The organism is Bacillus sp. 17RED48, from assembly GCF_019837545.1.
GTDB classification, from domain to species: Bacteria; Bacillota; Bacilli; order Bacillales; family Bacillaceae_G; genus Bacillus_A; species Bacillus_A wiedmannii.
Genome location: NZ_JADAXG010000005.1, coordinates 79215 through 105464, shown reverse-complemented (window position 1 = coordinate 105464; position 26250 = coordinate 79215). Strand labels below are relative to the sequence as shown.

Below are 26250 nucleotides of genomic sequence, written 5' to 3'. Positions count from 1 at the left end.
AGATTATTTTTAACAAGAGAATTATAGCATCATTATCTTGTTTTGAATTAATATTTTTTAAAAATTCGGAATATTTATATTGAGAAAATGATATAAAATATCTTTTAAGGAGACGTTATTATAATGTATAAATATAAAGTAATAAAATGGAGTCTATGTTTATTAATATTTACTTTTTTAATTATTATTGGTAAAACAATTTGGTCAAATTCAGACATAGCAGAAGTGTCCAATGTTTCATCGAATTCTGAAACTATAGTATTAAGTAAGACATTCAAAACTACAAGTCATTTAAGTGAAATGGTGGAAGAAGCAGATGTAATTGTACTAGGTAAATATGACAATTTACACTCTAAATGGAATATGGCAAACAATTCATCATATGAGATTCAAGGTGAAGATGTCGAAGGCCATCTGTTTAATTTTCATGTCAAAGAAATTTTAAAAGGGGACTCTGTAGAGGATAAAATTTTAATAAATCATAGATACTCAGAAAGCCTCGTATTAGAGGAAAGTAATGAAGTTATTGATGACAATGGAATAATTCTGAAAGGTGCTACGAAAGTGTTTACAAAAAAAGTGAAAAATAAAGATCCATTGTATATAAAACCTAAATCTGGTGACACATATATAGTTTTTTTAAAGGAAAATAGTAAACTTGGACATTTTTATCCAGCTTTAGAACCTTTTATGATTCAGTTTGATTTAAGGGATATTGCGCAACTAAAAAGCAATTTAATAGATTGGGGTAAAAATAAATATAAATATAAATTTGAGGTAAAGGTTAAAGAGAAAACTTTTTATATTGAAAATGAAATAGATTCAACCATCAAAGATAATATTAGTGGGAAAAAATTAAAGGATATTAAGGATTTTGTAAAGAGGTCTTCAAAAATGAAATAACATTTTCACAGGCTATAAATCTACCCTGCATTAAAGGATAGAATTTGCGTAGATTTAAAATAATAAATTGCATTATGAAAAGAAAAGAGCTCAAAAAAGAGTCTAATCTTTTTTTGAGTTTTCTTTTGCATTCTTTATGCAGAATATAAATTAAGAAGATGTTTTATTTGTTCTATAAAATAATGATGGTGTATATTATTTTTTCATACTCGACTAGCCATAATAGCTTCTTTCATTGAAGAAGAAAAGAAAGAAGCAAGTGACATAACATCTATATCATTTTTAATTTCATTTTTTTCGATTCCTTCTTTAATAAGAGATTCCAGGCTACAAGTTGATAGAAAAGCCTATATTACAAAAAATATAATATTAGTGTAATGTTAATGGATTTTGGTAGTAAGAAGATTAGGATATAATTTTTGTGAGAAGAAATATGAGGTGAAAGATATGAAACGAATAATGCTTATGTTTAGTGTTTTTGTGATGTTTACTGTGTTTTTATCGGGGTGTAACTTAAATCGACTGGGTACAGATAAATATTATGTTCAAATTACTAAGGATGGCGAACAATTAAAAGAGAAAAATGTTAATGGTGATACGACTTACCAATATAAATTGTCTGGAATTGATAAGGACGGTAAGGAAAAAGAAATGGAGTTTACAGCATTAAAAAATCTTCGTAAAGAAGCATTTTTACTTATATACTATTCTGAGGAAAAAGGTGTGAAATCTTGGGAAGAGGTTAAAAAAGACGAACTCCCTACAAAAGTAAAAGAAAAATTAAAGGTGAATTAACATATAAAAGACGCCATTGTTGGAGAAATATAGCCCCTATTTGTTTAGAGTTTCAAAAAGCAAAAGACTGACAGTTATTGTCAGTCTTTTGCTTTTACAGGGATAAGCACATAATTTTGAGGTGCTTTAAGTACTAAGAAGGTTTAATTTTGTTTATGTATTTTTTGTAGCTTAATGGATTTCGTAATGGTTATGATATAATAAAATTCAAGTATAATAAGGGGGATTAATTAAATGATTTTTCAAAGCATGATAACAGCTATTATAGAAAAATTACAAGAGACGGTGAATCCCTATTGGATAATTGTGTTTGGATCAATGGCTGAGAACAGAGAACGGGAAGATAGTGATATTGATATAGCTTATTTAAGTGACACAACTTTAGGGAACTATGAACGTTTTTTATTAGCACAGGAGTTAGCTAACGTTGTTCATAGAGATGTTGATTTAGTTGATTTATCCGAAGCTTCTACAGTTTTTCAAGCTCAGATTATACATACAGGAAAGACAATATTTTGTTCTAATGAAGAACGGAAAATCATTTTTGAAATGAAAACTTTAAAAATGTATTCAAAATTGAATGAGGAACGCAAGATAGTATTCGATGATATAAAGAAAAGAGGCTCAATATATGAAGAATGAGGTTATTTTAAATAAAATCTCCACAATAGAGCGTTGTTTAAAAAGAATCCAAGACGTGTATGGAAATGACCCTGAAAATTTGGAGGATTACACAAAGCAAGATTCAATAATATTAAATATACAAAGAGCTTGTGAAGCGAGTATTGATTTAGCAATGCATATTGTTGCTGGAAAAAAACTAGGACTACCTCAATCTAGTCGAGAAGTTTTTGATTTATTGGTTACAGCAGGACTACTTAGCGCGGAGCTGGCAAATAAGTTAAAGGCGATGGTTGGATTTCGAAATATCGCTGTACATGATTATCAAAGTGTAAATTTAGATATTGTTCGGCAAATTATTGAAAAACATTTAACTGATTTTAAAATATTTACAAAAGAAGTTATGGGGATATTGGAATTATAGGGAGACGCTATATAGGTGAGGAGAGATTGATATGCTCTTTTCTAATGTTCGTATGGCGCAAGAGCAGTTATCTGGTCAATATAAAATTCACTAAAGTTAAAGGTATATCCCATTGAAGGGATATACCTTTTTAATTTGCTTTTAAAGAGAATCGTTAAAATTTTTATTGTTGTTTAAGTTTAGAAACTGCAAATTTAGCTGTGAAATTCATTTTCTTCATGTAAGAAGAATTTACTCCTGCTTGAAATTGTACAGAAATATTACCGTCTTTTTGTGCTTTGAATACGCGACCATATGGTGAATTAGCATTGTATGTGCCAATTACTTGATTATCTGTATCAAAGACTGTATAAGAAATTGGGAAGCCGGAATTTTGTACAAAAACTGTAAGTTCTGCCCCTGTACTAAGATTAAATGATTCTTTTTGAGAAACTTCATAGGAATTCATAGAGTAATATTTTGTAACTTCTTGAATTTCTAAATTCGTAGTTGCTGCACTCGCTTTTGATGCCCCTGGTAAATTCATACCTGATAGTACTGCAATTCCTAGTGCCCCTGCTAAAATAGCTTTTTTCATAATGCTAGTTCCTCCTTTAATATATTTTGAGATTTGAAAAGGAAGTGAAAATACCACTCCTTGAAACCATTATAGTTACAGTGAGAATGGTTTTCGATATGGTTTGATATGTAATTCTGCATAAGCAAGGTGGCGATATAAGATAATCTATCTGAGATTTAGAATATTCTTAGAAGAAGAGGAGGACAAATTTTTAAAACTATGAATAGAATTTCAGCTATTTTTTTTCATATGTTGGTTTTATAAGTGAATATTTCGTTGAGTTTATTTTTGTTCGTTTGCTTTAAATGAAATATTTTAATGTTGATAAAGTTTTATAATTTGGAATTATTAAACAAAAATGAGATATTGTGTGTTATGCTAAAGGAGCAACAAAGTACACCATCTTGATAATATTGTGTATATTTATCTTATGTATGTCGTTTGTATTAGAAATAAGAAGTCTCTTAAAAAGAGACTTCTTATTTTTGTATGGAGGGGATATTACAGATGATTGATTACTATCAAATCTTTTTAATTACCATGACAGGTATTGCCTTATTTTTTTATATACAACATGCTGGAAAACCAACAAAAAGAAACAAATGGACATCTTTGTTGTAGTATTTTTATTTTTCTTTTTGAACTATTTATTTCTTAAATTTGTATAGGTAAATGTAGGTGGGGATACGTTTTTTATATGAGATAGCTTAATTATTGAAAATATTACCTACTGAAATACTTTTTCAATTGTAGGCATAACAGCTATTGGTGGTAGGGATTTAGTCCATGCAGCTGCATATACATTTAATTTCTCACCTAATGTATATGCGCCATCTGAAACAGGGACCCTTAAAATCTTATTTTGAGAAACTAGATCCCACCAATCATGTTGATAAACAAGGGCTTCATCTTTTGTAGACGTAGCAGCAACTACTAAATAATTATTCTCTACTGAAATGACATATCCAGTAAAAGGTTCTTGTTCTTGGTTCTGAATAGAATGAACAGGAATATTGTTGGCGGAAATCTTGTTAGAATCTGCAAAGGCCGGTGTTAATCCGAATGTAAATCCACATCCTAGTGTTAAAGCTGTTACCGTTGTTACGAATATTTGTTTTTTGTTAAACATGATATATCCTCCTTATATTTTATTCTTGCACTATCCACTTTCAATTTACATACATATAAAGCCTTTTAATATTAAGATATTTAACAAATATGTCACAATAATCCCAAAATGTTAATATTATCTATTAATAGAATTGGATTTGTGTTATAATTCACTAGGTGAACTATTATTGTTCCTTTCATCTCTTGATGAATGTATGCCCTTCCTTAATTGCAAATATGTTCGATTTTATTGGTGAAGAGGGGAGATATCCCTCTTCTTTTTCTGGGCATATTAACAGTAAGGAGAGTATTGAAATGCTAATTTCAAATCTTTATCAGAAGAAAAATTTGAAAAAGCTTATCATGTTATTATTTTTACATATATGTAATATAAAGTGAATTGATAATATGCAGATTCACTATTACTAATATTCAATTAAGATAGTTGGCACTATGTTAATAGTGTTAACTATCTTAATTGGTGTGGAATGTGATAGAAAGCATAAGTTTACCGCAAACTTATGCTTTCAGGGTTTGAAGAATATTCTTAATATGAATTTTAAAGAAAATACAAAATTTCACTAGACGTGAGAAAAAAGGAACTGAAAATATCCTTTAAAATAAGATATATTTCGGTCAAAAAATTAGAGGACACCAATTCATTAAAGCGATAAAAAAACGTTTTAATGAATTGGTGTCCGTTTTGTTTTAAAAAGAGAATATATTTTCTCAACAGGACAAATGGTATTTAGCTATAAGTATTAATTATGAGGATAAAAGGAAAATAGAAATTAATAATAAAGGAGAATGCAAAATGATAACATTAATATCTGAAAGAAATCTAGCTGAAATCCACGAAGATGACGTAGATGTATTAAAAGTAATGGCACATCCTGTTCGATTACAAATTGTAAATGAATTAATGCACCATAAAGTATGTAATGTTACACAGTTAACGGAGATATTGAGACTCCCATAATCCACTGTTTCACAACATTTATCAAAATTGAGGGGAACCGTACTCCGATCAGAAAGAAGAGGGTTAGAGATGCATTATTATATAGATAATGCTAAGGCCCGTCAGATTGTTGAAATTTTAGATTTGTAGGTTAATAATACATAAAAAGCTTCCTGTTACAAGGCAGGAAGCCTTTTTATATGTATCTAATTGCACGATAATATCATACCGTAGAAACTGCCTAACCTAACAATAATTTAATTTATTAGCTTGTTTCATCTTGCCATACACAATTTAACACAATGTATCAGTAAAAAATACAAAAAGGGGTTTAAACGGAAAATGATATTAAATATTAGATATAACAATGGAAAATGATAAGTGTATTTAATAAAAAATAATTAATAGTTGTTGAAAAGGCATATATTTATGAGAATGAGGCAGGAATGAAATGAACTTTGTAGTTACTTTAACTTGGATGAAAGGAGATTTAATAATTGTTTAATAGAGGTCGTTTCTTAGTTAATACGGTGTTCCTAAGCTTGGAGGGGAGAATGTAAAAAATAGTGAATAGTCCGAAACAGGTATGATTCGGACTAGGGGTTCAAGATTATATAAAGGTTAATAAATTGAATTTTCTGATTTCTAATCAAAGAAATATTTTACGTCAATCAATAGATACTCCACCAGAGACAATAAGTTTTGTTGGTGCTGGCGTATCTCCACCATTAAATGAAGAGTGTTGTGATACATTTAAACTAATTATGCTACATGCTAATGCACTTACTACTACCATACTTAATACAATTTTTTTAATCTTTTTCATTATTTTAACGCTCCTTTTCTCAAATGTTTCTTATCAGCATTATTACTAATATAGAAATATTTGCTTGCCTTAACATGATTATCTGCCTCATAAAATTGGATTGCTAAAATCTCAGCATATTCTTTTACACAATCCCACATTTCCTCTTTTTCAAAATAAGAAATTGCATCAGTAACTACTTTTTCTAGTTTAATTCTAGGTAGTTCTGTGATTAGTTCATTTAAAACTGCGAAACGATGCTTATATTCCTCATTTCCTGATTCATTTGTATACTGCATTCCTTGCTCGATATATGATTTAGCTGTTTCAATGCCTTCTAAATTATAATATGCTCTCGCTAAGACAAATAATGCTTTAAAATGATTCGGTAGGGTATTTATAATTTCAGAACTCTGTCTAATCGCCAATGGAAATAAATTTTGAATATTATATAACCAGCCCAAATTATGACGTACTCTTAATAATAATTGTTCTTCATTATACTTTTTAAAAACATCAATAACCGTATTAAGACATTCTTCAGCTCTTTCAAACTCTCTTAAATCTATACAAGCTAAACCGTATACATTGTCGCATAAGGCAACATTGATTTCATAGCCTACATGATTCTGGTATATTTTTTTTGCCTGTACTACATGTTGAATCGCTTCAAATGGTTGATAAGATTGATAACAGTAAGTTGAAAATCTATACTCAAACTCGGCCTTTTCTACTGCGTCAGGTATCTCAATTAAAAGTTCTTCCGCTTTTTCAAAGTGTGTTTTCGCTTCAGTATAATTTGCTGAAATTGTAGAATGAATTGCCTTAAAGAAATGATAATAGTAAGTTAAAAATTCATCTTTGATAGTAGAGAGTTTTTCTATTTGATTAAAAGAATCTTTTGTAATACTCATTCCATCGACCAAGACCTTATATCTAAAATTCAGTAGGGAATAATAGAATGATACATATTGGTCTGCTTCTAGTCCTTTTAAACTTTCTTTTACTTTTAGATATGTTTGTTTTGCTTCTTTTACATGATATAAACGAATTTCTTCATACCATTCATGTAATAATTCCATCAATTGCTTATTACTTGTTTCTTGAACAGTCATAAGATTCCCCTTTTCTCTGTAAAGGCTTATTATGATAATAACAGGAATTAGACACATTTAATTTAACAATGAGTTTTTTTCATTAATAGACAGAATATTCTTAACAAAAAAGATATCCACTCCTTTTAATGCGAAAAAATATAGCCAAGATAGTAAGAATTTCGTTAAGGGATTCTTTGATTTTTAAATGTTTTTTATTGAATATATCGTATAAGAGGTGGCGTAGCACTATGGTAGAAAAGAGGTAGCATATATAGCTATTTTTTTGAGAAAATATTGGACTTATTAAGTTTTAAGAAATTCCTCGAAATTAAATATAAGTATACCCATATCTTTTTATATTGAAAAGGGAGCGTTGGTCTATGATAAGTTTTAGGGTTAATTTACTAAGGACTATGACAATTTTAAGAACAAGAAGAAAAGTATTTGATGCTAGAATTCTGGAAGTGTTAGGGTAGAATTCAAATGATTTTTGAAAAAAAGAATTGACTTCTACACAGGTTGTAACTATTATGGTTACATAAAGGTGTAATCAAGTTAGTTACAATTCATATCTGTTTTTTGGGGGAAAATGTGCAACGTTATCTTTTGTTAAAACTCTTAGCTGATTTTTTTGAAAGGGTTAGTTTTGAAAAATATAGTAAGGTAACTCAAAAAAGAACAAGATATAAAAAAGATGTACTTATATAAACCAGAAAGTTAGCTGAGAATTTTAAGTGGTAGCTGAGCTGGATAATAAAAATAAAGGTAGGAGATTTAAATGGAGACGAAACAAGATAACCTTATTTATGTATGGGACGCTTATTGTGGATGGTGCTATGGCTTTTCAGAAAGTATTAAAGGGTTTTACAAAAACCACACTGAAATGCCGTTAACAGTTTTATGTGGAGGGTTATTTTTAGATAATTTACCAATTAAAAATTTCTCATATATAGAAGAGGGAAATAAAAGAATTAATCAACTTACAGGTGCAAAATTTGGTCCTTCATATCAAAAATTGGTGGAAGAAGGTACTTTTAAAATGAATTCGAAAGATGCTGCAATTGGCTTTTCAGCTTTACGCTCATTAGCTCCAGACCGTTTGTTAGAATTCACTTCGGCTATGCAAAAAGCGTTTTATTATGAGGGCCAAAGTCTGAGTGATCCTGAAACATATCGTAAGATTGCAATCGAGCATGGTTTGGACCCTGAACAAGTATTAGAACGTTTAAACGCTCAAGAAACAATAATAGATGTCCAAAATGATTTCAATAAAGTTCGACAGCTTGGTGTTAATAGCTATCCTTCATTACTTTTACAAAAGGATAATCAAATTATTCCTATTGGTGGTGGCGTAATGACGCCAGATAAAATTGAAGCGCGTTTTAAAAATTTATACTAAGAAAATTTAGGATATAGTAGCAAACATGTTATCTTACTCCACCTGACATTCATCTCCGGGATATTTGCCGGTGCTATTACACTTTCAGGTGAATGGGAGTGGGAGATTCTATCGGAACAAGATAAAAATATGATAATTAGTTAATAACTTTAACAAAAGGAGAATAACATTCTATGTTTAAAACAATCGATATAAATCAAAAAGATGTGAAATTAACGGTGTTTAGTTCGGACGAAAAAAGCTTTATGGTTACTGCAACCTTAGTTGAGAAAGCGGGACATGCATTTTTAATAAACTCAAAATTTACCCAGTCTGATTCGAAAGAAATTGTAGAGTATTTGAAAAAAAACGACTTATCTTTAGATAAAATCTTTATTATTCATGGGGATCCAGACTACTACTTTGGATTAGAAAGTATTAAAGCTGCTTACCCAGAAGCTATAGCGTATGCAACAGAGTCTACTGTTGAACATATCGTTCATTCTGTCTTAGGGAAATTAAAAGTTTGGAAAGGCGCCCTTGGAGAAAATGCACCAAGTAACGTGGTATTACCTCAAGTGTTTAAAGAAAAAACGATTGATTTTCAGGGGTTAACATTTGAACTAGTAGGCTTAGATTATTACAGAACTAGTCTATTTAATAAAGAACTAAAATTATTAATTGGTGGTATTGATGTCTTTAATGAAATACATGTATTCTTAGCTGATACTAGCTCAAAAGCGGCAATGGAGGCATGGATTGAGAACTTGAAAGTGTTACAAGCATTACATGCTGACATCATTGTACCTAGCCATGGATCAATTGAAAAATCCTTAAATAATCAATCACTTACTGCGACGATGGATTATCTAAGAACTGCGATTCAAGCTTCTGAGGAAAGTAAAACTTCAAAAGATTTTGTAGCAAGACTTGATGCAGCATATCCAGGCTATGCAAATAAAGGTGTATTAGAATTAAGTGCAAAAGTTGTAACAAAAGAAATGCCATGGGGTTAATGCTATGAACAAATATCAAAAACTATTACATGAAACGTATGTGTTAACAGGCGAGGGAAAATTGGATGCTTTCAAAACGTATTTAAGTGAAAATGTATCTTGGACAGAAGCTGCTGGGTTTCCATATGCAGGTACTTATATAGGGCCAGATGAAGTAGTGAAAAACGTACATGAACGTCTTGGCATGGAATGGGATAACTATAGCGCTAAAGATGAAATTTATGCATTTAATAATAATACTGTTATCGTGTATGGAAAATATAGTGGAACATATAAAGTAACAGGGAAATCGTTCATAGCAGATTTTTGTCACCTTTATGAGTTTGATGAGAACGATAAGGTTAAGAAGTTTATTCAAATTGTGGACAGTGCAACTGTTAATGAGGTATTGAGTTAGAGTTAATCGCTTCTAGCATATCTTGTATAAGGAGTAATGTTAGGATAAACAGGTTTTACTAACATTACCCCTCAGATCATATTTTTGGGAAGGTTTCTCCTTTTTCAAACGTGTTATGGAAGATAGTTTATATAATTTAGAAGAGGTAGGTATATATGAAATTAGAGAAAAATTTAATCATAACAATTATTTCTGTATTTATTTTAGGAGTAGTTTCGACTTTGGTATATCAAGCTTCCACCGGTAATCACAAAGGTAACTCAATCAAGAGCGAGAATGTCGTTTCTGTATCAAAAGAAGTAAAAGAAAATGAAAAGAATAAAAAGATGGTAGTTGATTTCTATAATGAAGTTTTTAACAAACATAATATCGATATTATCCCTAAATATGTAGGTGAAGAGTATAAGCAACATAACCCTTTTGTTGCTGATGGACGAAAAGCCTTCATGGATTTCTTTAAGGAGGACTTTGTAAAAAATCCAAATTCCTCTGCAGAGATTAAACGTGTAGTAGCTGAAGGAGATACAGTTGCCCTTCATGTACATTCTCGTACTAATTCTCAAGATAAGGGAGTTGCTATAGTCGATATTTTTCGTATAAAGGATGGAAAGATTGTTGAACATTGGGATGTAATTCAAGAGATTCCAAATGAGGCAGCTAATAATAATACGATGTTTTAGGTAGAAGATATCTCTAATAATTGTTTAATTGTTAGAGATATATAGAATCTTGAAATTTAGAAAAGTTATGTTTTAAGATGAGTAAAAATAAAGGGATGCCCTAGATATGTTACTAGGACATCCCTTTTTGTTTTAATAAGATTTAATCTAATATGATGTATAGGGTACTTATTGTATGTATTTTTTATCATTTTAGCCAAGAAGACTCCTTTCTCAAGGAGCGTGAAGGGTCACACCCCAGTGAGTATGTGGGAGATGAATTGGTTAAAATGATAAAAAGCGATTATCATTAAATCACTTCATGATTAATGACAATCGCTTATGTCTTGAAAAGCTATTCAGTTATTTGAAATATAGTTTCATCAGGTCTAGAGAATCCATACAATTTCCTTGCGAACTTTAAAATGCCTTCTTCGCTCTCTGTTAAAGTTTTAATATCGTTTTCATAATAACGTCCTATGATTTCTAATTCAGACAATCTTTTCTTTTCTTTATTTAGTGTAATTTGTTTTTCTTGAATCATTTGTTCTTGCTTATAAATGGAAATTTGAATGGAAATAACCATAGGTAGCATAAAAGCAAGTGCTAATAAAAGACGACGTCTTAGCTTTTTATTCGTTTGTGGATTCTTGTTAGGATTAATTTGTATTTTTGAGATTGATTGTTGTGGTAGTGAATTTGGGATACTCCCCATTTTAATGCCTCCATTACCTATGTATAGAATTTAAACTGCTTAAAAGTATTATATATGCTAAATAGATAATTTTGAACTTATTTGTGTAAAGAGAAGTTTTATGAAATTTAAATAAAATCCTTATTTAGTTGCAAATAAAAAGCACCATAAAAGGCGCTCAATGACTACCTCTTGAGTTGATCATGATTATTTTACGTTTGTTCCTGATAAATGTGCATTTTTGTATAAAAACTTTATTTTATTAATTTGTAGGTTGATACAGCTCCCCAAACAAAAAGAACCAAGTAAAAAAGTCTTTGTAGTAGACCTGCAGGTAAGGGGAAAAGAAAAATAAGTGAGATAAGGATTGTTATTACTATTAAGCTTAGTAAACAGAAATATGTCCATTTTCCAGCTTTTTTAAGATTCTTAGCAAAAATAAATAATCCTGGAAATACAGTAAGCATACCTATCCAAACTAGAATAGAATGTCCAATTAGGTTTATATCTGCAGGAATTAATCCTGAAACTATAGTAGAGACTCCTATTATAAGTATAAAAAATGTTGCTATTTTATTAATTTTTGTTTTTTCTAGATGTTGTGAAATATATAGTACTCCAATACAAAATGTTATTCCATTAAGAATAAAGAGTAAATTCATCCAAAAGTGATTAGGGGAGCATATTTCATAAGGCGCTATTTCGTAGGTGAATTCTCCGCAGGTTGTTACACCTAGATCACTCATTGCATGATGCAAATAGTTATAAGGTGCTGTAGAAGTGAAAATAAAGAAAGGTTCAATTAAAAAGTATAGGCAAGTTGCAATCCAGCTTAATAAGCCAATCCTATTTGATATATACATTAGATTCCTCCCTTGAAAAAGTATAGTTCTATTATAGATGGTTACATTATTGAAAGTGAAAAATTGTAAGTTGAGAGTCGATAATTCTGTTCAATAATATAGGATTTTCTGGACAAATATGCTTAGCGGAAAGACGTATAAAAAATGGATGGAGCAAAACTTAATAAAATAGTTATTTGAAAATAAATAACGGCAAAAACGTCAGGTAACCAATTAAGTTGCCTGACGTTTTTGCATGGTAAAGGATAGATTCCTCTACAAAAGAGAGAAATAAAGAAAAATGTTTTTAAATGAAATTCATAAAAGATTGATAGGCACTACCGAGGGAAAATACCGTAGCTACCGCATGGGCAGTCCATTTAGGCATATTTAATTTTAATATGGTGTTGTATAAGATTCCGTATACGATACAAATGATCAATACAAATGCAATTAATTGAAGTGCTAACAAAAATAGTGGTTGTTCTAAAACACTAAAGTCAAGTTGTTCCATTAATTTATCACACCCTTTATTCAATATATCAATATAATTAAATTTAAAGTAAAGGTTTTTTCTATAAAGTTTCAAATCTGTAGATATTTGACGGGCGATAAGTGAATGTTAACCAAAACGCTACTGTATAAAAAAGAGAAGCGCTTAATCGGGACGCTCCTCTTAATGCCAATATACAATAACTATTCCATTATAATGTATAAGCGTAAAATATTTAACAATTAGCTATGTGGTAAAAATTTCATTTTGTGTTAGTTTAAAAACAAAAAAGAGCACTTAATAAAGTGCTCTCGTGACGAGATTCATTTTGTAAACACTATTTTATAAAGAAAGGAACACTGAATATTATATGTGCGTGCAGTTAATTGTTTTCGTTTTTTACAAAAAAAGAGCAGTTAGTAAAAGCTAACTGCTCCAATCATGGAATATGGTTCGAAATGGGTTGTCTATATTATTGACGGAATATTGAGTTTTATTCAAGGGTACCTAAAGGCTTTCTTTTTAACTTAATCCACATCCCACAAACAAAATAATGGCTAAAAATACAGATAATGAAAATGTCAGAAAGACTGTTATTATACTCCTGAGCATCGCTTTCAAGTTGCTTACTTTAGTTGTGTTCTGCCATTATGCTGAGATTTGTAATTCTATTAAAAATAGTAACAGCTCGTCCAAACTTATCTAATCTATCTTACATAGTATGTAGTAATAAATTTAAAGGAGGAATCTAGTATGTCTTATTACTACGATGATTAATGTAAGGATTCCAAAAAGAAATATCATGATTGTCATAAAAGCAGTAAGAGTTATGACAAATGTGATAAAAAACATGAGGAAAAGCCTTGGTTTAATGTAAAAGTGAATTGTTGTTCTGATGATAACGGATATAATCTTGTAAGAGCATCTGCTTTTAGAGCTGTGAGTACAGTTAATCAGAACTTGCCAGCAAATACATTTGTTAAAGTTTTATTCCAAAATGAACAATTTGATTTAGCAAATGAATATAACCCTGCAACATCCATTTTTATACCAAAGACAAGAGGTGTTTACTCTGTTATTGGAACAATTGCGTTCATTCCCAATAATCTAAACGTAAATTATAGAGCGCGGGTTGAAATTCGAGTTAATGGAAATCCGGCAATTGCAATAGATAATGATTTTTTTGGCCCAATAAACTTTGCTAATGTTGTAGCTGTTTCATCGATAATTCAATTGAATGCAGGGGATATAGTTGAGGTTTTTGCACAAAGTAGCGTAGCTGGAGTTATTTCAAATGTAGAAAATAGTACGCATTTTGAAGCTGCAAGATTCCCGTCTCCACAAGTATAAGTAGTATGAAATCTTGTCAGTAATTTTATCTAAGTAAAGTCCCTAATTTATATTTGACCTGCATAAATGCAGGTCTTTTTTTTCGATAAAAAAGGGATGTTTCCAGGGATTTCTCAAAACAGAATCGATATTACACTATATCTATACAGTTCTTTGAAAGAAAAGTAGTGTGGGGATAATGTATCTATGCGTTGATAAACAGTCAACATAGACCCTTTTATTAAAACGTTACCGGAGAACTGGCATGGACGGTAAGAATCCGCAAAAAGGACGAAAAGGCTAATTACATTTATATATTTAGCCATGGTGCGTGAGTGTCGTGGCTTTTGTGTTATTTGTTGAGATCGGCAATGTTGCTGGGTCGATTGGTGACATGGAATTATCATATCATTATTTATAACGAGAAAATATGGAGAGCGTTCTCATTTTGAACAGAAAAAAAGAACCTGTAGTGGTTCCTTTTCACATTGCTATCTTATACTTATTGATTTTTCGCTTAACATCCATAAAAGCTAGTAATGCTGCAATCGCACAAAGGCCTTTAAACCAAAGAAACTCAGAAGAAAATAGTCCGCCAAAGAAAGCGACCGAGTGTACAAAACAAGTAATACCAAATAACCAAAGCATGAACTTTAATTCTTTTGAGGAATATTTATAGTTTTTAAATCTTTCCCACATATGTATCAACTCCTATTGTTATGAGGTTCTGTAGTTTTTCTTTTTAAAATCGCGCATGTTGAGGATAAAGAATAGAAGGAATATAACAGCTGCGATACCATTAATCCAGTAGTATGTGCGCCCTATTGTGAATCCGTTATAGAAGGAATAGGCATTCCAAATTATAAGAAGTACTGAACAGACAGTAGAGATTATTAATGAACCAAAACTTCTCATGATTTTCACCTCGATTCAAAATGCTAGAACTTATTTATAATTTTACATTTAAATAAATAGATTTATAAGAAGAGGAATAAAAGAAAGAACCCGCTGGAGTTCGGGCCCTTTCAGAAGTGATGATGTATTCTTGGTTTGGGAAATGAGAAAATACAAAATTATAATACATCGAGATTTAGAGAATTTCAATATTTATAGAAAAAAGGAATCCCGAAAGATCCCTTTTTCTAATTCCGATATATCTTAATCGCATATAAGTAAAGACAGGTAATATTATATAACAATAAAATAATATAAACAATAAATATTTAGGGATTACCGCGAAGTGGTGAATATGGCTAGACGACAAAGCCTAAATTGTGAAGAGGATAATTTGTTACTACATTTGAAAAATTACAAAAATACCATTTCTTTCAGATTTCAAGAAGGTTTTACAAAAAAATACATAGAAGTATAAATATATGGTAATGCAATGAGTCGAATTTTCATCATGACTGATATCCATAATATGTTCATTTCAATTAACATGAAATACACATAGAGGAGAGCGATTATGAAAAGAAAAATCGGTACAGCAGTCGTAGGTTTATCTGTTTTAGGATTTGGACTTTTTGGTTTTACTCATGGAAATGGTGGAGGAATTGTTCAAGCTGCTTCAGAAGGGGACGGAGGAGGAGCGCCTGCATATGCACATGGAAATCATGGCGGAGCACCAACTTATACTCATGGAGAGGGATGGTCTCCGAGTTATGCACATGGACATACAGGAGGAGCACCAATTTATGGATATGGAGACTATCCAACACCTTCTTTTAATGGAGGAGACACTCCAGCGCCTAAGTTAGAAGCTGATGGGGATCATGGAGGAGCTCCAACTTATACTCATGGACATTTCCCTGCACCAAAGTTAGGATCGGATGGGCATACAGGAGGGGCACCAGCTAATACAGAGCTTGGTGGGGGAATTTAACTAATACTAATATGAAAGTTATAAATTTATATAGAAGAAAAAAGACTTTGTAATTTACGAGGTCTTTTTTCAATGTAAAAAGCTATTCGAAGAAGAAATGAACGAGTTACTTCCTAGGAATGGGTGGCATATTTTTATTTTGTTTTGCTAACTTGATTTTGATGTGACGTAACCGTAAGTGTTTAAAAATTTAAAAAATCCCCTCAATCATGTTAAAGGGACTTTACTCACGCAAATGATCTGTAAATCAATTCATTTTTGATATACAGATCATTTGTATGATAATATTTATAAGGAATTGCTAAATAATGAAATTACATAAATGCTTTTAGAAGTTCTTGAATTAGTGGGATTGCTCCACCAATAAATTTTAAAACTGCCATTGCGATTTCCATATGATTCTCTCCTCTGTTTTTGTATTAAGATGTGTTGAATCTTTATAACCTCATTATAGCAAGCGCTTACATTTATAACAAAACATTTTTGTATGCAATATTGCATATTTATACGTTTAGACAAAACTTATACCTCTATTAGTTATTCTTTAATGGTACCATACAGAGGTGAGAGTCTTTAAGGGTTCGCCCTAATAGGAGGAAATATGGAAAGAGTACAAGTGATTTACAGTAATCTGAAAATTAAAAGTTGGGCTAAACAGGTATTAGCTGTAGGAGGAATATTAGGGTTCTGCTACTTGGTGCTATATGTTTTTAGTTTCTTAGTTGTTATGTAAATATTATATAACTAAACTAGTAGAGTCTTGCCTAGATAGGTAAGGCTCTTTTGTTATCTGTAATGAGCAACCTACATACAAAACCTCTCAAGGTTGTCAGGTACTATGTATGGTGCCTTATTTCTCTATGTTTTAGACACTAACTCCTATCATTGCAAGTAAATAAACCTCTATTTAAAAGTTTTCATTTATATTGAAAACACAATTGTATTGATAAAAAATGTGTGTTTATTAGATACATCTTAAAAAGACAAGCCTAAGTTATATGACATTTTGGTGGAATTTTTTTATCTTTGAAAAGGATATAAAATTTTACAAATAGATTTGATCCCTTTCTGTATACCGTAATTCCTATATTAACATATGAATATAATATACTAAAAATAATTTAAAAGCAAGAATATTAGTAGGGGTCCACCACATGCCCATCAACTTAAGACTTTAAAGTAGCCCCTAAACGAAGAATTTTTTTAAATTGATTGATAGTAAACAAGAAAGGTTGGCAAATCCCTAACTAAAGAAATTTCTTCAGGTAAGCAAATTAATAATATATCAAAAGGTCCTTTACAAAATTTATTACTCTATGGACAATCATACGGATTGGGATTTTATCAGTTATTCCCAAATAAACATTGGATATTTCTTATATTTGTCCAGACTGAAAAGAGCTCATAAAAAAACACCATTATTCGTGCTTTTCTATATATTTGTACCACAATTACTTTTGTATCTGATTAAAACTAGTTTTTAAGAAGCATATGTTTTAGCAACTGCAGAAATTCTTTATCACTTTTATCATCTTTCATATAATCCTGTTCATAGTTAAAAATCATTCGCACTAACATAAAAGCTGTTAGCGGTAATGGTACCTTCCGAAAAGCCCCTTGCTGATAACCTTTTTCAAGCAAATTACTTATCATTTTAATTGCTTCTTCTTCAGATTTTTTTAAACAAGCTATAATTTCAGGTGAATGGTAATCTTTATATTCTTGAAAGAGTGTAGAAACAAATGGGTCTTGATGATATTCTAGGCTGATATAATGAAGGATTTTTTGTATTCGTAGTAAAACATCCTTTTCCTCTTTATATAAATCAAATAATTGTGAGCGTTTAAGTTGAATATGACGCATATAGCAGTCACATAATATTTGAGTTTTATCTGTATAGTAATAATAAATAGTTCCTTTACCAACTTTAGCTTTCTTTGCAATTTCATCAACCGTTGTGTTACGGACACCACGCGTAGAGAACAGTATTGTGGCAGATTGAATGATTTTCATTTTTTTATTTTCTTTTTCTAGTTTTATCATCGTCTACACCCTATCCTTGAAATATTTAGCGAAGTTTTCTTTCATTACACTCTCTATCAGTCTATTTGTCATTTATTAACTCCTAATAGAAAGTCCTCTAGTTGCTTCTTATAGAATAACACACATCATTCCTATATCTAGTATATAACCATAATAGAATACGATTTTACATCTTAAGAATAGAAATGAGAGTATGAGATCATAGGTTATTAATTGGAAGATGAGAATTCAAGTGAAAGGAGACGGCGATCTCCTCATCGATTTAATAATTTGATTTTTTACTCAATTCATTTTATTATATAAACATGACTAAAAGATAGTTTTAGTCGGATTTTTTTACGGAAAACCGACTGATATTTGATTTTAGTCGGTTTCTATACTATTTGAGAGAAGGTAGACACTATGTGTGGAATTGCAGGGTGGATAGACTGGTCTAAAGACCTGTCTCATGAACAAGAAACGTTAAAAAAAATGACAGATGCTATCATTCACAGAGGACCTGATGCAGAGGGGCATTGGTTTTCAAAACGAGCGGCATTAGGTCATCGACGTCTCATCGTCATTGATCCTGAAGGTGGCCTTCAACCTATGCTGTATAAAGATGGAAATGATACGATTGGTCTTACGTTCAATGGAGAAATTTATAACTATCAAGAATTACGTAAAGAACTTGAGGAGAAAGGTCATGAATTTCAGACAAAGTCTGATACAGAGGTATTACTACATGCTTATTTAGAATGGCAAGAAGATTGTGTTCAACACTTAAATGGGATTTTTGCTTTTGGTATTTGGGATGAAAGATTTGGAAAATTGATGCTTGGTCGTGATCATCTAGGTGTGAAGCCTTTGTTTTTCGCTCGAAGAGGGAGTGCAATTCTCTTTGGTTCAGAGTTAAAAGTTTTACTTTCGCATCCACTTGTAGATGCAGAAGTAGATAAAGAAGGACTTTCTGAGATATTTTGTCTTGGACCAACACGTACCCCAGGTCATGCGATTTTCAAGGATATACACGAAGTGCGTGCTGGCCATTATATGACGTTTACCTCTAATGGCTCGAATACGACACAGTATTGGAAACTTGAAAGTAAAAACCATATAGATGATATTGATATGACAGTGGAGACAATCCGCTCCATTTTACAAGATACGGTTAAACGTCAGTTAATTGCTGATAGACCAGTGGTATCTATGCTTTCCGGAGGTTTAGATTCAAGTGGTCTAACAGGTTTAGCGGGAAACGAATTTGGGAATAAAGGGGAACACCTTCATACATATTCCCTGAATTTCATCAATGATGAAAAAGACTTTGAGCAAGACTTCCTTCGTTTTGATCGTGATGAACCTTGGGTGAAACGTGTGGCTGAATATGTAGGAACAAAGCATCACTCTATAGAGTTGGGATCAGATAGTTTAATAGAGCATTTATTAATTCCAATGCGAGCGCGTGATCTACCTGGAGTAGGAGAACTAGAAACATCACTTTATTTGCTATTTAAGGAAATGAAAAAAGACGCAACAGTTGCACTTTCAGGCGAATCCGCAGATGAAGTGTTCTCAGGATATCCATGGTTCCACCAAGAGAAGTTTTTAGATGCAGAAATATTCCCTTGGAGTGTTAATTTATGGTATAGTACAGAAATTTTATCAGAGGATTTTAAAGATAAGATTAGCCCTGAAAAATATCAAAAACAAAAATTTGAAGATGCGGTTGCTGAGGTTCCTTTTTTAGAGGGTGAAAGTGATCTGCAAATGAAGCAACGTCAAATGTCTTACATGTTTATTACACGTTTCTTGCCATTTATGCTAGAACGAAAAGATCGTACAAGTATGATGAATGGCTTTGAAGTACGAGTTCCATTTTGCGATTACCGGCTTGTAGAATACTTATGGAATGTTCCATTCGAAATGAAAAGCATAGACAATATTGAAAAAGGTATTTTACGTCGAGCTTTTGAAAATGTACTTCCAGAGGATGTACTTTATCGCAAAAAAAGTGCATATCCAAGCACAAAGGATGCTTCTTATCTACAAGGTATTAGTGATTGGATGCTACATGTGTTAAACAATCCTGAATCACCTATTTTGCCATTAATTAATGTAGAAAGAGTTCGTGCTATTGCAGAAGGAAAAGACGAAGTAATTTCAGGTAATGATGCACGAGGTATAATAGATTATTTACTTCAAGTTAATAGTTGGCTTCAGGAATATAATATTAAATTAGTATGGTAGATGTAATTTTCAAATAAAGAGAATAGCTGAAACATCAATGACCTAAGTGAACCGCACCTCCAATGTATTAGATAGTTATCTAATAATTGGAGGTGCGGTTTTATTATTTTGATTTGCAATAACGCTAATCAGTTAGTAAATTAGAATTGAATAAGGGACATGGAAAGAACTAGGGGGAATAATATAAATTGGAGGTCCCACGTAAAGGAGAATACGATGAACCTTTTAATTAGAGAATTAGAAGTAGATGATTTAGACAATTTACCGGAGATTGATGATAGTTTTATAGTAAACTCTCGGTTAATTTTTTCTCTTTCAAAAGTAAATAAGCAAATAGAATATACAGTAGAAGACGTTCCAAGTTATGAGAAAAGTTATTTACAAGTTCAATATGATGATGAACTAGCATACACTGAATATATAAATAAGCCTGAACAAGTAATTTACATAGCAATTTTACATGATCAAATTATAGGAGTAATGGTATTGAAAAAGAATTGGAATCACTATGCTTACATAGAAGATATAAAGGTGGATAAAAAATATCGTTCACTTGGAGTTGGTAGAAGGTTAATTGAGCAAGCAACGCAGTGGGCAAAAGAACGCAATATGCCAGGTATAATGCTTGAAACACAAAATAATAATGTAGCAGCATGTAGGTTCTATGAAAAATGTGGGTTTGTAATAGGTGGGTTGGATTTTTTAGTATATAAAGGGATACATGAAGAAAGCGATGAAGTTGCAATGTATTGGTATTTGCATTTCAAATGAAAGTAAACTAAAACTTGAATATATAAATTCCTCGCTGTTACATTCGGTACAAGCAAATAACTAAAAGAAAAAGGAGGTTTCTTTCCGAGAGTAGGGGGCATCTTTGATCTTGCTACCGATAATCAAATGATATGTGAATTAGATTTTGATATTGTATGCATCGTCTTTTCTTCAATTAAATAAAAAATACATCTTTATAGGGATGTATTTTTTATTTAATAATAATGTTATAAATTATTCTACATGAACCGATATACTTTTAGATAATACTTGCATTGAGAAAGGAACTCTAGCTTCAAAAGCTATAGTGTTTGTTGAATTTGGTGTGTTTGAGAAGATGTAAGAATCCTTAATACGTAATCTAAAAGTTTTTTCAGATCCGAATGGACCAGTATAAGAACTGACTTCGTCTAAAGAACTTCCTGCATATCTAACACCATTAACGGTTAAAGCCTCAGAATATGAATCCGGTGTACCTACTTCACTAACTTTCACATAAAGATAATCGCCTTTAAGAACAGGAATAGATAAGTAAGAACTTGCACTATACATTTTGTCATTATCGCCTACAGCACTAATGCTAACACTTCGTAATGGAGAAGAATCCGCCTTTGAAATATTTGGTAAAAATGCTAGTGTAAGTGCAAAACACATAGCTAACATGCCCATAAATTTTTTCATATTAACAACTCCTTAGGTATTTATTTAACATCTTGTATTTTACAGGTTAAAAATGTAAATTTTAATATTGTTATATAAAGAATAATTATGTAATTATGCATATTTAATATAAAGTACACCAAAACTCGGATACATAAATTACACATTTTCTAAAAAACAGACTATTTAATTATATAAATAATAAGATTATTTAATAAAATTTATTAATCCTAACAGAAGGGAGGATTAGCCATGCAATTAGTTTGTTTTAAAGTTGTAAATGGACAATATTTTTTAGTTGTAGAAGGTATCGAGATTCCTGCGTCAATTCCAGCGTTTGCTGCAGCTTTATTAATTGGTTTAGGAGTAATACCGCTTTGTTCTTAATTTAAGGAATTCCAAACGGCACTACCTTTCAATCGATAAACCCTTAAGCATATGAATGTTTGGGGGGTTTCTTAAAATAAAAAAGAAAAGACGCCATAAGGCGTCCCCACAATTAGGTAGATAAAACTTTAGTTTTCCAATCAAAAGAAATTTTGTATCAGCTCTTTGAAAGTATATCATAATATCTGATTGATTTATTATGCATTATTACATACTTTCCCCAAACCCTCTAATTTCTATTTGATAAAATAGAATCGAAATATTACTAAAAATCAAATAAATATTTCTACAAATCCCAAATATTTAAAAGGATATCAAAAGTGATACATTTAAGGTGAAAATTATAAAAAATATTAAAGGGGAAAAAAGCAGTATTAAAAAAGCAATTATAAGCGGTGGGCAGTTATACAAGTTATTTGAACCTAAATTTTGTTGAAAAAGGATATTCATTTAAGTGTACTTTTTCTGACTTGGACCAACTTAATTTTAGTAATATGAATGTTGGATGCAGATCCAATAAGAGTATATTGAAAGGAATTACCAAGATTGCTTTAGGTATCCTAGTATACAGTAAAATCTTATTATTTAAATGAATTGTATTATCTAAGCCAAAGAATTCAAAAGGTTACTATTTTAGGGTGGACTTTGCAATGTAATGATACGGGGGCATATGTCAATTGAGTTTTACTCGCCACCATTTATTATTGCAGAAATGTCAGGGAATCATAATCAATCATTAGGTAGAGCATTGCAAATTGTAGAAGCAGCTGCAGAGGCTGGAGCACAAGGATTTAAAATTCAAACATATACACCTGATACAATGACTTTAAATATAGAAAATGGTGATTTTTTAATTCAGGATACGAACAGCTTATGGAAAGGTAAATCACTTTATCATTTATATAAAGAAGCATATACACCATGGGAGTGGCATAAACCAATTTTTGATCGCTGTACAGAATTAGGAATGATACCATTTAGTACGCCATTTGATGAAACTTCTGTAGATTTTCTAGAGTCATTAAATGTTTCTTGTTATAAAATCGCATCTTTTGAAAATACTGATATTCCCCTCATACGTAAAGTAGCTGCAACAGGAAAACCAATAATCATTTCGACAGGTATGGCTTCGATTGCTGAATTAGATGAAACAGTAAGGGCTGCGAGAGAAGAGGGATGTAAAGAATTAATTCTATTAAAATGTACAAGTACGTATCCTGCATCACCAAAATCTACAAACATAGCTACCATACCTCATATGAAGGAGTTATTTAAATGTGAAATAGGTTTATCTGATCATACACTTGGAGTAGGGGTATCTGTAGCAAGTGTTGCTTTGGGGGCCACAGTAATTGAGAAACATTTAACCCTCTCGAGGTCTGACGGAGGTGTAGACGCTGAATTTTCAATGGAGCCTGCTGAATTTAAATTATTAGTAAGTGAAACTGAAAAAGCATGGGAATCTTTAGGTAATGTATATTATGGACCAACTAATTTAGAAAAAGATTCTTTAAAGTTTAGAAGGTCATTATATGTTGTAGAAGACATAAAAGCGGGAGAAGTATTCACGAATGAAAATATTAAAGCTATTAGACCAGGTAATGGTTTATTGCCAAAACACTTATCCAATATTCTCGGAAAGAAAGCGAGTAAGGATATCGAGAAAGGAACACCTATTTCATGGGATTTACTTTGATAGAGTATACTGAAATACTAATAGGAATTCATTTCAAGTATGTAGTAGCAAACAAGATAGCTTGTGCTAACGGATATGCATCTCCTATTTATTTGTTGGTGCAATCACACCTTCAGGAAAATTAAGGAGGGAGTCTTCTGGCGGAAAAAGATAAATTAAAATGCCTTTTCATAAAATTAAAAAGGCATTTTAATTTATTCAGAATGATTATAAAAGAAAAGAAATTTTTAAATTAATAAATCAATAAAGTTGTGACTGTAATATAGTCGTTATAAAATTGATTCTCTCATGAAAAGTATGTTGTGTAATAACTTTTGTGTAAATTTTTTCGACCATTAATCCTTTTGAAATCGTATCATTTAAATGAAGAGATAATTTATTTAAACAGTCTTCAAAGCTTTTATAGGATATAATTTCATCTTTATTGAAGAAAGATGAAAGATCAGATTTTTCTTCTATAATTTGAAAGCCTTGGCAAGCTGCGATATCAAATGTACGATTATTAATGGTATTACTTTTTACTCTATTTTTATTCTTATTCTGTGGAAATAGATAACTACGATGAGGATTTAATATAAGACTAGCGTTATTATAATAGAATGCAACTTCTTGAGGTGGAATCCATTCTTCTATAATCTTAATTCTTCGGTGATTTTTCCATTTTTTAATTAACTTATTTCTCCAGTGTTGACCAATAACAGTAAAGTGATAAGGGGTTTTTTCCAAAAGAAACTGTATCAATTTCACTCGGGTTGGATAAGGATATCCAATGAACAATATTTCACTTTTATATTTTGAATTTTTTAGACCAGGTTTAAATACATCTATATTAGTTGCTAGGGGTAAATGATATACATTGGTATATCCTAAAGCTGTGTAATATTTAAGTGCTTCGCTATCAATAGTAAATATAAAATCAAAGTTATTTAATAGAGGAAGAGAAATATCTATATAAAATGGGTCCTCAGTTAACCAGACAGCTAATTTAATATTCCTTTTTTAAAAATATTGAATTGCTTTTTGCGGTAGATAATTACCTAATAAGGTGAAAACAATATTAGGATGAAATGTTGCAGTAATGAAATCCAATTGCTCTACTAATTCACTCGGCTGTACTGCTAACCATTCGAAATTTTGATTGATAAGTGTTTTCTGTATGCTTTGATCTAGATATTGATAGATTTTTGAGTAACCAGAAGTAATGTATAAGAGTTTCATATTTCAATCCCTGCTTTAGGTATAAAATATATTATGAGCTAAACGTAACACTTTCTATTTCTTTACAACTGATCTTAGTAATACTTATAGTAGGAGGAGTAATCGAATTTTCCTCTTCTAATGTGACGATACAAGTATTAGGGTTAAAATTTGTAAAAACAGCAGGTCCAATAATATTTCCAGATTTACCAGTCACAGTAACCAATTCGCCTGGTTGTAAATTTTTAAAAATACTACATATTCCACCTGAACAACGAAATAAATTGCATAAGAACAAATTTGTCCCTCCTTTAAACAATATACTGTATCATATGAAAGTATGTAGAAGGATGTGTAGACAAGTAACCTTTAGAAGGGAGGAATTTAAATTAAAGAATATGATTGAAATATAAAAAGACATTCTAATGAATGCCAAAATTATAGATCGAATTAAAACCATTTGAATCATCTTAAGGGGTGGTTAATGTAATGCTTTCTATATCTTCACAACTTATGAATATAGTATTGGTTGAAGAGGGGGTTAGCACATCTTCTTCAACTAAAATCACCGCACAATTTTGCGGAATGAACTGTGTAAAAGTAGCAGGACCAATAATTTGACCTGATCTAGAAGTAACTGTAACAACTGTTCCCACTGGCCATGCAGAGAATATAACACAAGCTAAACCTTCACATGCTGCCATATTAAACCCTCCGAACTCTAATTTTAATAATGTAATAAATTCCAAACATTTTATATTGTATGGGGTAGTAGTATGAAGTGCTTGGACTATTAGAAGTCACTTTCCGGTTTTATCCCTTCATGATTAATATGATAACTATGAAATACTACGATACACAAGTTTAAAGAATAAAAATGGTAAGGAGGTTTATGAGGAAGATATTGTGTGATTTAGTGATCAGCTATTCCAAGGTCCAAATGATGAATGGAATTATAAGGTAGGATGTAACGAGTACATGGAGTTATGCTACACGGTATTTGATTAGGATGAGATAGAAGGCTTAAGTTTTTGGTAGCATTTATGGAAATCCAGAGTAACTAGAAAAATAAATAAAATTCTTATTTGCGCGACACGTTTTCTTATAAGTGTGCAAACACGAAATAGGAGGGTTATCAATTTGATGATAACAACTGTTCGACTGAAAGTAGGAATGAAAACCGTCAGGTTGAGCTGAAACTACTTAACTAATACTCCTACATGCAAGGCATGATAGTAGTCACAAATTGTATGAAGCTAGGTGAAATTGGCTGAACAAAACCTAAGTGAGAACTCATATGGT

27 protein-coding genes and 5 pseudogenes are annotated in these 26250 nt (G+C 31.1%); 16 read left to right on the top strand and 16 right to left on the bottom strand.

Annotation, left to right across the window (positions count from 1 at the left end):
• Positions 1-123 precede the first annotated feature (123 nt).
• Positions 124-903, top strand: coding sequence for a hypothetical protein (locus ILT06_RS20590; protein ID WP_222655449.1), 780 nt, complete (start codon positions 124-126; stop codon positions 901-903).
• A gap of 134 nt (positions 904-1037) precedes the next feature.
• On the opposite strand, the pseudogene ILT06_RS20585 reads toward ILT06_RS20590, so the two are convergent.
• Positions 1038-1229, bottom strand: a pseudogene (locus ILT06_RS20585) (TetR family transcriptional regulator C-terminal domain-containing protein); the annotation flags it as partial.
• Positions 1230-1350: 121 nt separating this feature from the next.
• Between ILT06_RS20585 and ILT06_RS20580 the strand changes: the two are divergent.
• The 3 genes from ILT06_RS20580 to hepT all read left to right on the top strand — a co-directional run bounded on the left by ILT06_RS20580 (position 1351) and on the right by hepT (position 2743).
• Positions 1351-1698 carry a YxeA family protein gene (locus ILT06_RS20580; protein WP_002090450.1) on the top strand — a complete coding sequence of 116 codons (348 nt, stop codon included), beginning with the start codon at positions 1351-1353 and terminating at the stop codon, positions 1696-1698.
• 234 nt (positions 1699-1932) lie between these two features.
• Positions 1933-2340 (top strand): type VII toxin-antitoxin system MntA family adenylyltransferase antitoxin, encoded by a 408-nt coding sequence (gene mntA, locus ILT06_RS20575; protein ID WP_199663597.1) that lies wholly within the window; start codon positions 1933-1935, stop codon positions 2338-2340.
• Positions 2330-2743 (top strand): type VII toxin-antitoxin system HepT family RNase toxin, encoded by a 414-nt coding sequence (gene hepT / locus ILT06_RS20570; protein ID WP_222655448.1) that lies wholly within the window; start codon positions 2330-2332, stop codon positions 2741-2743. The genes mntA and hepT overlap by 11 nt, the downstream gene beginning before the upstream one ends.
• A gap of 163 nt (positions 2744-2906) precedes the next feature.
• On the opposite strand, the gene ILT06_RS20565 is transcribed toward hepT, so the two are convergent.
• Positions 2907-3320: a hypothetical protein gene (locus ILT06_RS20565; RefSeq protein WP_222655447.1), complete on the bottom strand. Its 414-nt coding sequence runs from the start codon at positions 3318-3320 to the stop codon at positions 2907-2909.
• A gap of 471 nt (positions 3321-3791) precedes the next feature.
• Here ILT06_RS20565 and ILT06_RS32605 point away from each other — a divergent pair, with 471 nt between their 5' ends.
• Positions 3792-3923 (top strand): hypothetical protein, encoded by a 132-nt coding sequence (locus tag ILT06_RS32605; RefSeq protein WP_261784548.1) that lies wholly within the window; start codon positions 3792-3794, stop codon positions 3921-3923.
• 106 nt (positions 3924-4029) lie between these two features.
• Here the strand turns inward: ILT06_RS32605 and ILT06_RS20560 are convergent, their stop codons facing one another.
• Complete coding sequence (locus ILT06_RS20560; RefSeq protein WP_222655446.1) at positions 4030-4431, bottom strand: DUF3221 domain-containing protein; 402 nt, start codon at positions 4429-4431, stop codon at positions 4030-4032.
• 795 nt (positions 4432-5226) lie between these two features.
• Between ILT06_RS20560 and ILT06_RS20555 the strand changes: the two are divergent.
• Positions 5227-5520 (top strand): annotated as a pseudogene (locus ILT06_RS20555) (ArsR/SmtB family transcription factor).
• 517 nt (positions 5521-6037) lie between these two features.
• On the opposite strand, the gene ILT06_RS20550 reads toward ILT06_RS20555, so the two are convergent.
• Positions 6038-6196 carry a Phr family secreted Rap phosphatase inhibitor gene (locus tag ILT06_RS20550; RefSeq protein ID WP_000721353.1) on the bottom strand — a complete coding sequence of 53 codons (159 nt, stop codon included), beginning with the start codon at positions 6194-6196 and terminating at the stop codon, positions 6038-6040.
• A complete protein-coding gene (locus tag ILT06_RS20545; protein WP_222655445.1) occupies positions 6196-7290 on the bottom strand; it encodes a response regulator aspartate phosphatase in 1095 nt (364 codons plus the stop codon). Before ILT06_RS20545 ends, ILT06_RS20550 begins: the two co-directional genes overlap by 1 nt.
• A gap of 760 nt (positions 7291-8050) precedes the next feature.
• Between ILT06_RS20545 and ILT06_RS20540 the strand changes: the two genes are divergently transcribed.
• From ILT06_RS20540 to ILT06_RS20525, 4 genes are all read left to right on the top strand, one after another.
• Entirely contained in the window at positions 8051-8671 is a 621-nt protein-coding gene (locus tag ILT06_RS20540) for a DsbA family protein (protein WP_222655444.1), read from the top strand.
• Between the two features lie 173 nt (positions 8672-8844).
• Positions 8845-9666: an MBL fold metallo-hydrolase gene (locus tag ILT06_RS20535; protein ID WP_098102017.1), complete on the top strand. Its 822-nt coding sequence runs from the start codon at positions 8845-8847 to the stop codon at positions 9664-9666.
• A 4-nt stretch (positions 9667-9670) separates the two neighbouring features.
• Positions 9671-10063: a nuclear transport factor 2 family protein gene (locus ILT06_RS20530; RefSeq protein ID WP_098102019.1), complete on the top strand. Its 393-nt coding sequence runs from the start codon at positions 9671-9673 to the stop codon at positions 10061-10063.
• Between the two features lie 155 nt (positions 10064-10218).
• Positions 10219-10743 carry a nuclear transport factor 2 family protein gene (locus tag ILT06_RS20525; RefSeq protein WP_098102021.1) on the top strand — a complete coding sequence of 175 codons (525 nt, stop codon included), beginning with the start codon at positions 10219-10221 and terminating at the stop codon, positions 10741-10743.
• A gap of 334 nt (positions 10744-11077) precedes the next feature.
• Here ILT06_RS20525 and ILT06_RS20520 read toward each other — a convergent pair whose 3' ends face one another.
• From ILT06_RS20520 to ILT06_RS20510, 3 genes are all read right to left on the bottom strand, one after another.
• Positions 11078-11437: an FtsB family cell division protein gene (locus ILT06_RS20520; protein ID WP_098102022.1), complete on the bottom strand. Its 360-nt coding sequence runs from the start codon at positions 11435-11437 to the stop codon at positions 11078-11080.
• A gap of 233 nt (positions 11438-11670) precedes the next feature.
• Positions 11671-12279, bottom strand: coding sequence for a DUF998 domain-containing protein (locus ILT06_RS20515; protein WP_222655443.1), 609 nt, complete (start codon positions 12277-12279; stop codon positions 11671-11673).
• A 286-nt stretch (positions 12280-12565) separates the two neighbouring features.
• On the bottom strand, positions 12566-12772 hold the full coding sequence (locus ILT06_RS20510) for a hypothetical protein (protein ID WP_098102025.1): 207 nt from the start codon (positions 12770-12772) through the stop codon (positions 12566-12568).
• A 732-nt stretch (positions 12773-13504) separates the two neighbouring features.
• On the opposite strand from ILT06_RS20510, the pseudogene ILT06_RS20505 reads away from it, so the two are divergent.
• Positions 13505-14101, top strand: a pseudogene (locus tag ILT06_RS20505) (ABC transporter permease).
• Between the two features lie 462 nt (positions 14102-14563).
• On the opposite strand, the gene ILT06_RS20500 reads toward ILT06_RS20505, so the two are convergent.
• On the bottom strand, positions 14564-14779 hold the full coding sequence (locus tag ILT06_RS20500; RefSeq protein WP_071716451.1) for a hypothetical protein: 216 nt from the start codon (positions 14777-14779) through the stop codon (positions 14564-14566).
• 18 nt (positions 14780-14797) lie between these two features.
• On the bottom strand, positions 14798-14995 hold the full coding sequence (locus tag ILT06_RS32600) for a hypothetical protein (RefSeq protein WP_098102030.1): 198 nt from the start codon (positions 14993-14995) through the stop codon (positions 14798-14800).
• 553 nt (positions 14996-15548) lie between these two features.
• On the opposite strand from ILT06_RS32600, the gene ILT06_RS20495 reads away from it, so the two are divergent.
• Entirely contained in the window at positions 15549-15965 is a 417-nt protein-coding gene (locus tag ILT06_RS20495) for a hypothetical protein (RefSeq protein WP_098058664.1), read from the top strand.
• A 314-nt stretch (positions 15966-16279) separates the two neighbouring features.
• Here the strand turns inward: ILT06_RS20495 and ILT06_RS32595 are convergent.
• Both ILT06_RS32595 and ILT06_RS20490 read right to left on the bottom strand, forming a co-directional pair.
• Positions 16280-16466: pseudogene (locus ILT06_RS32595) on the bottom strand (hypothetical protein).
• Positions 16467-17438: 972 nt separating this feature from the next.
• Positions 17439-18008 (bottom strand): TetR/AcrR family transcriptional regulator, encoded by a 570-nt coding sequence (locus ILT06_RS20490; RefSeq protein ID WP_222655442.1) that lies wholly within the window; start codon positions 18006-18008, stop codon positions 17439-17441.
• Between the two features lie 402 nt (positions 18009-18410).
• On the opposite strand from ILT06_RS20490, the gene asnB reads away from it, so the two are divergent.
• Positions 18411-20237, top strand: a complete 1827-nt coding sequence (gene asnB / locus ILT06_RS20485; protein WP_222655441.1) for an asparagine synthase (glutamine-hydrolyzing) — start codon at positions 18411-18413, stop codon at positions 20235-20237.
• A 216-nt stretch (positions 20238-20453) separates the two neighbouring features.
• A complete protein-coding gene (gene satA / locus ILT06_RS20480; RefSeq protein ID WP_222655440.1) occupies positions 20454-21008 on the top strand; it encodes a streptothricin N-acetyltransferase SatA in 555 nt (184 codons plus the stop codon).
• Between the two features lie 234 nt (positions 21009-21242).
• Here the strand turns inward: satA and ILT06_RS20475 are convergent, their stop codons facing one another.
• Entirely contained in the window at positions 21243-21689 is a 447-nt protein-coding gene (locus tag ILT06_RS20475; protein ID WP_098103659.1) for a hypothetical protein, read from the bottom strand.
• A 231-nt stretch (positions 21690-21920) separates the two neighbouring features.
• On the opposite strand from ILT06_RS20475, the gene ILT06_RS32590 reads away from it, so the two are divergent.
• On the top strand, positions 21921-22055 hold the full coding sequence (locus ILT06_RS32590; RefSeq protein WP_261784528.1) for a hypothetical protein: 135 nt from the start codon (positions 21921-21923) through the stop codon (positions 22053-22055).
• Positions 22056-22725: 670 nt separating this feature from the next.
• Positions 22726-23751, top strand: a complete 1026-nt coding sequence (gene pseI, locus ILT06_RS20470; RefSeq protein ID WP_261784527.1) for a pseudaminic acid synthase — start codon at positions 22726-22728, stop codon at positions 23749-23751.
• Between the two features lie 240 nt (positions 23752-23991).
• On the opposite strand, the pseudogene ILT06_RS20465 reads toward pseI, so the two are convergent.
• From ILT06_RS20465 to ILT06_RS20455, 3 genes and pseudogenes are all read right to left on the bottom strand, one after another.
• Positions 23992-24969, bottom strand: a pseudogene (locus ILT06_RS20465) (CgeB family protein).
• A gap of 31 nt (positions 24970-25000) precedes the next feature.
• Positions 25001-25246 carry a CGEA protein gene (locus ILT06_RS20460; protein ID WP_098102789.1) on the bottom strand — a complete coding sequence of 82 codons (246 nt, stop codon included), beginning with the start codon at positions 25244-25246 and terminating at the stop codon, positions 25001-25003.
• A gap of 172 nt (positions 25247-25418) precedes the next feature.
• Positions 25419-25652: a CGEA protein gene (locus ILT06_RS20455; protein ID WP_098102788.1), complete on the bottom strand. Its 234-nt coding sequence runs from the start codon at positions 25650-25652 to the stop codon at positions 25419-25421.
• Between the last annotated feature and the right edge of the window lie 598 nt (positions 25653-26250).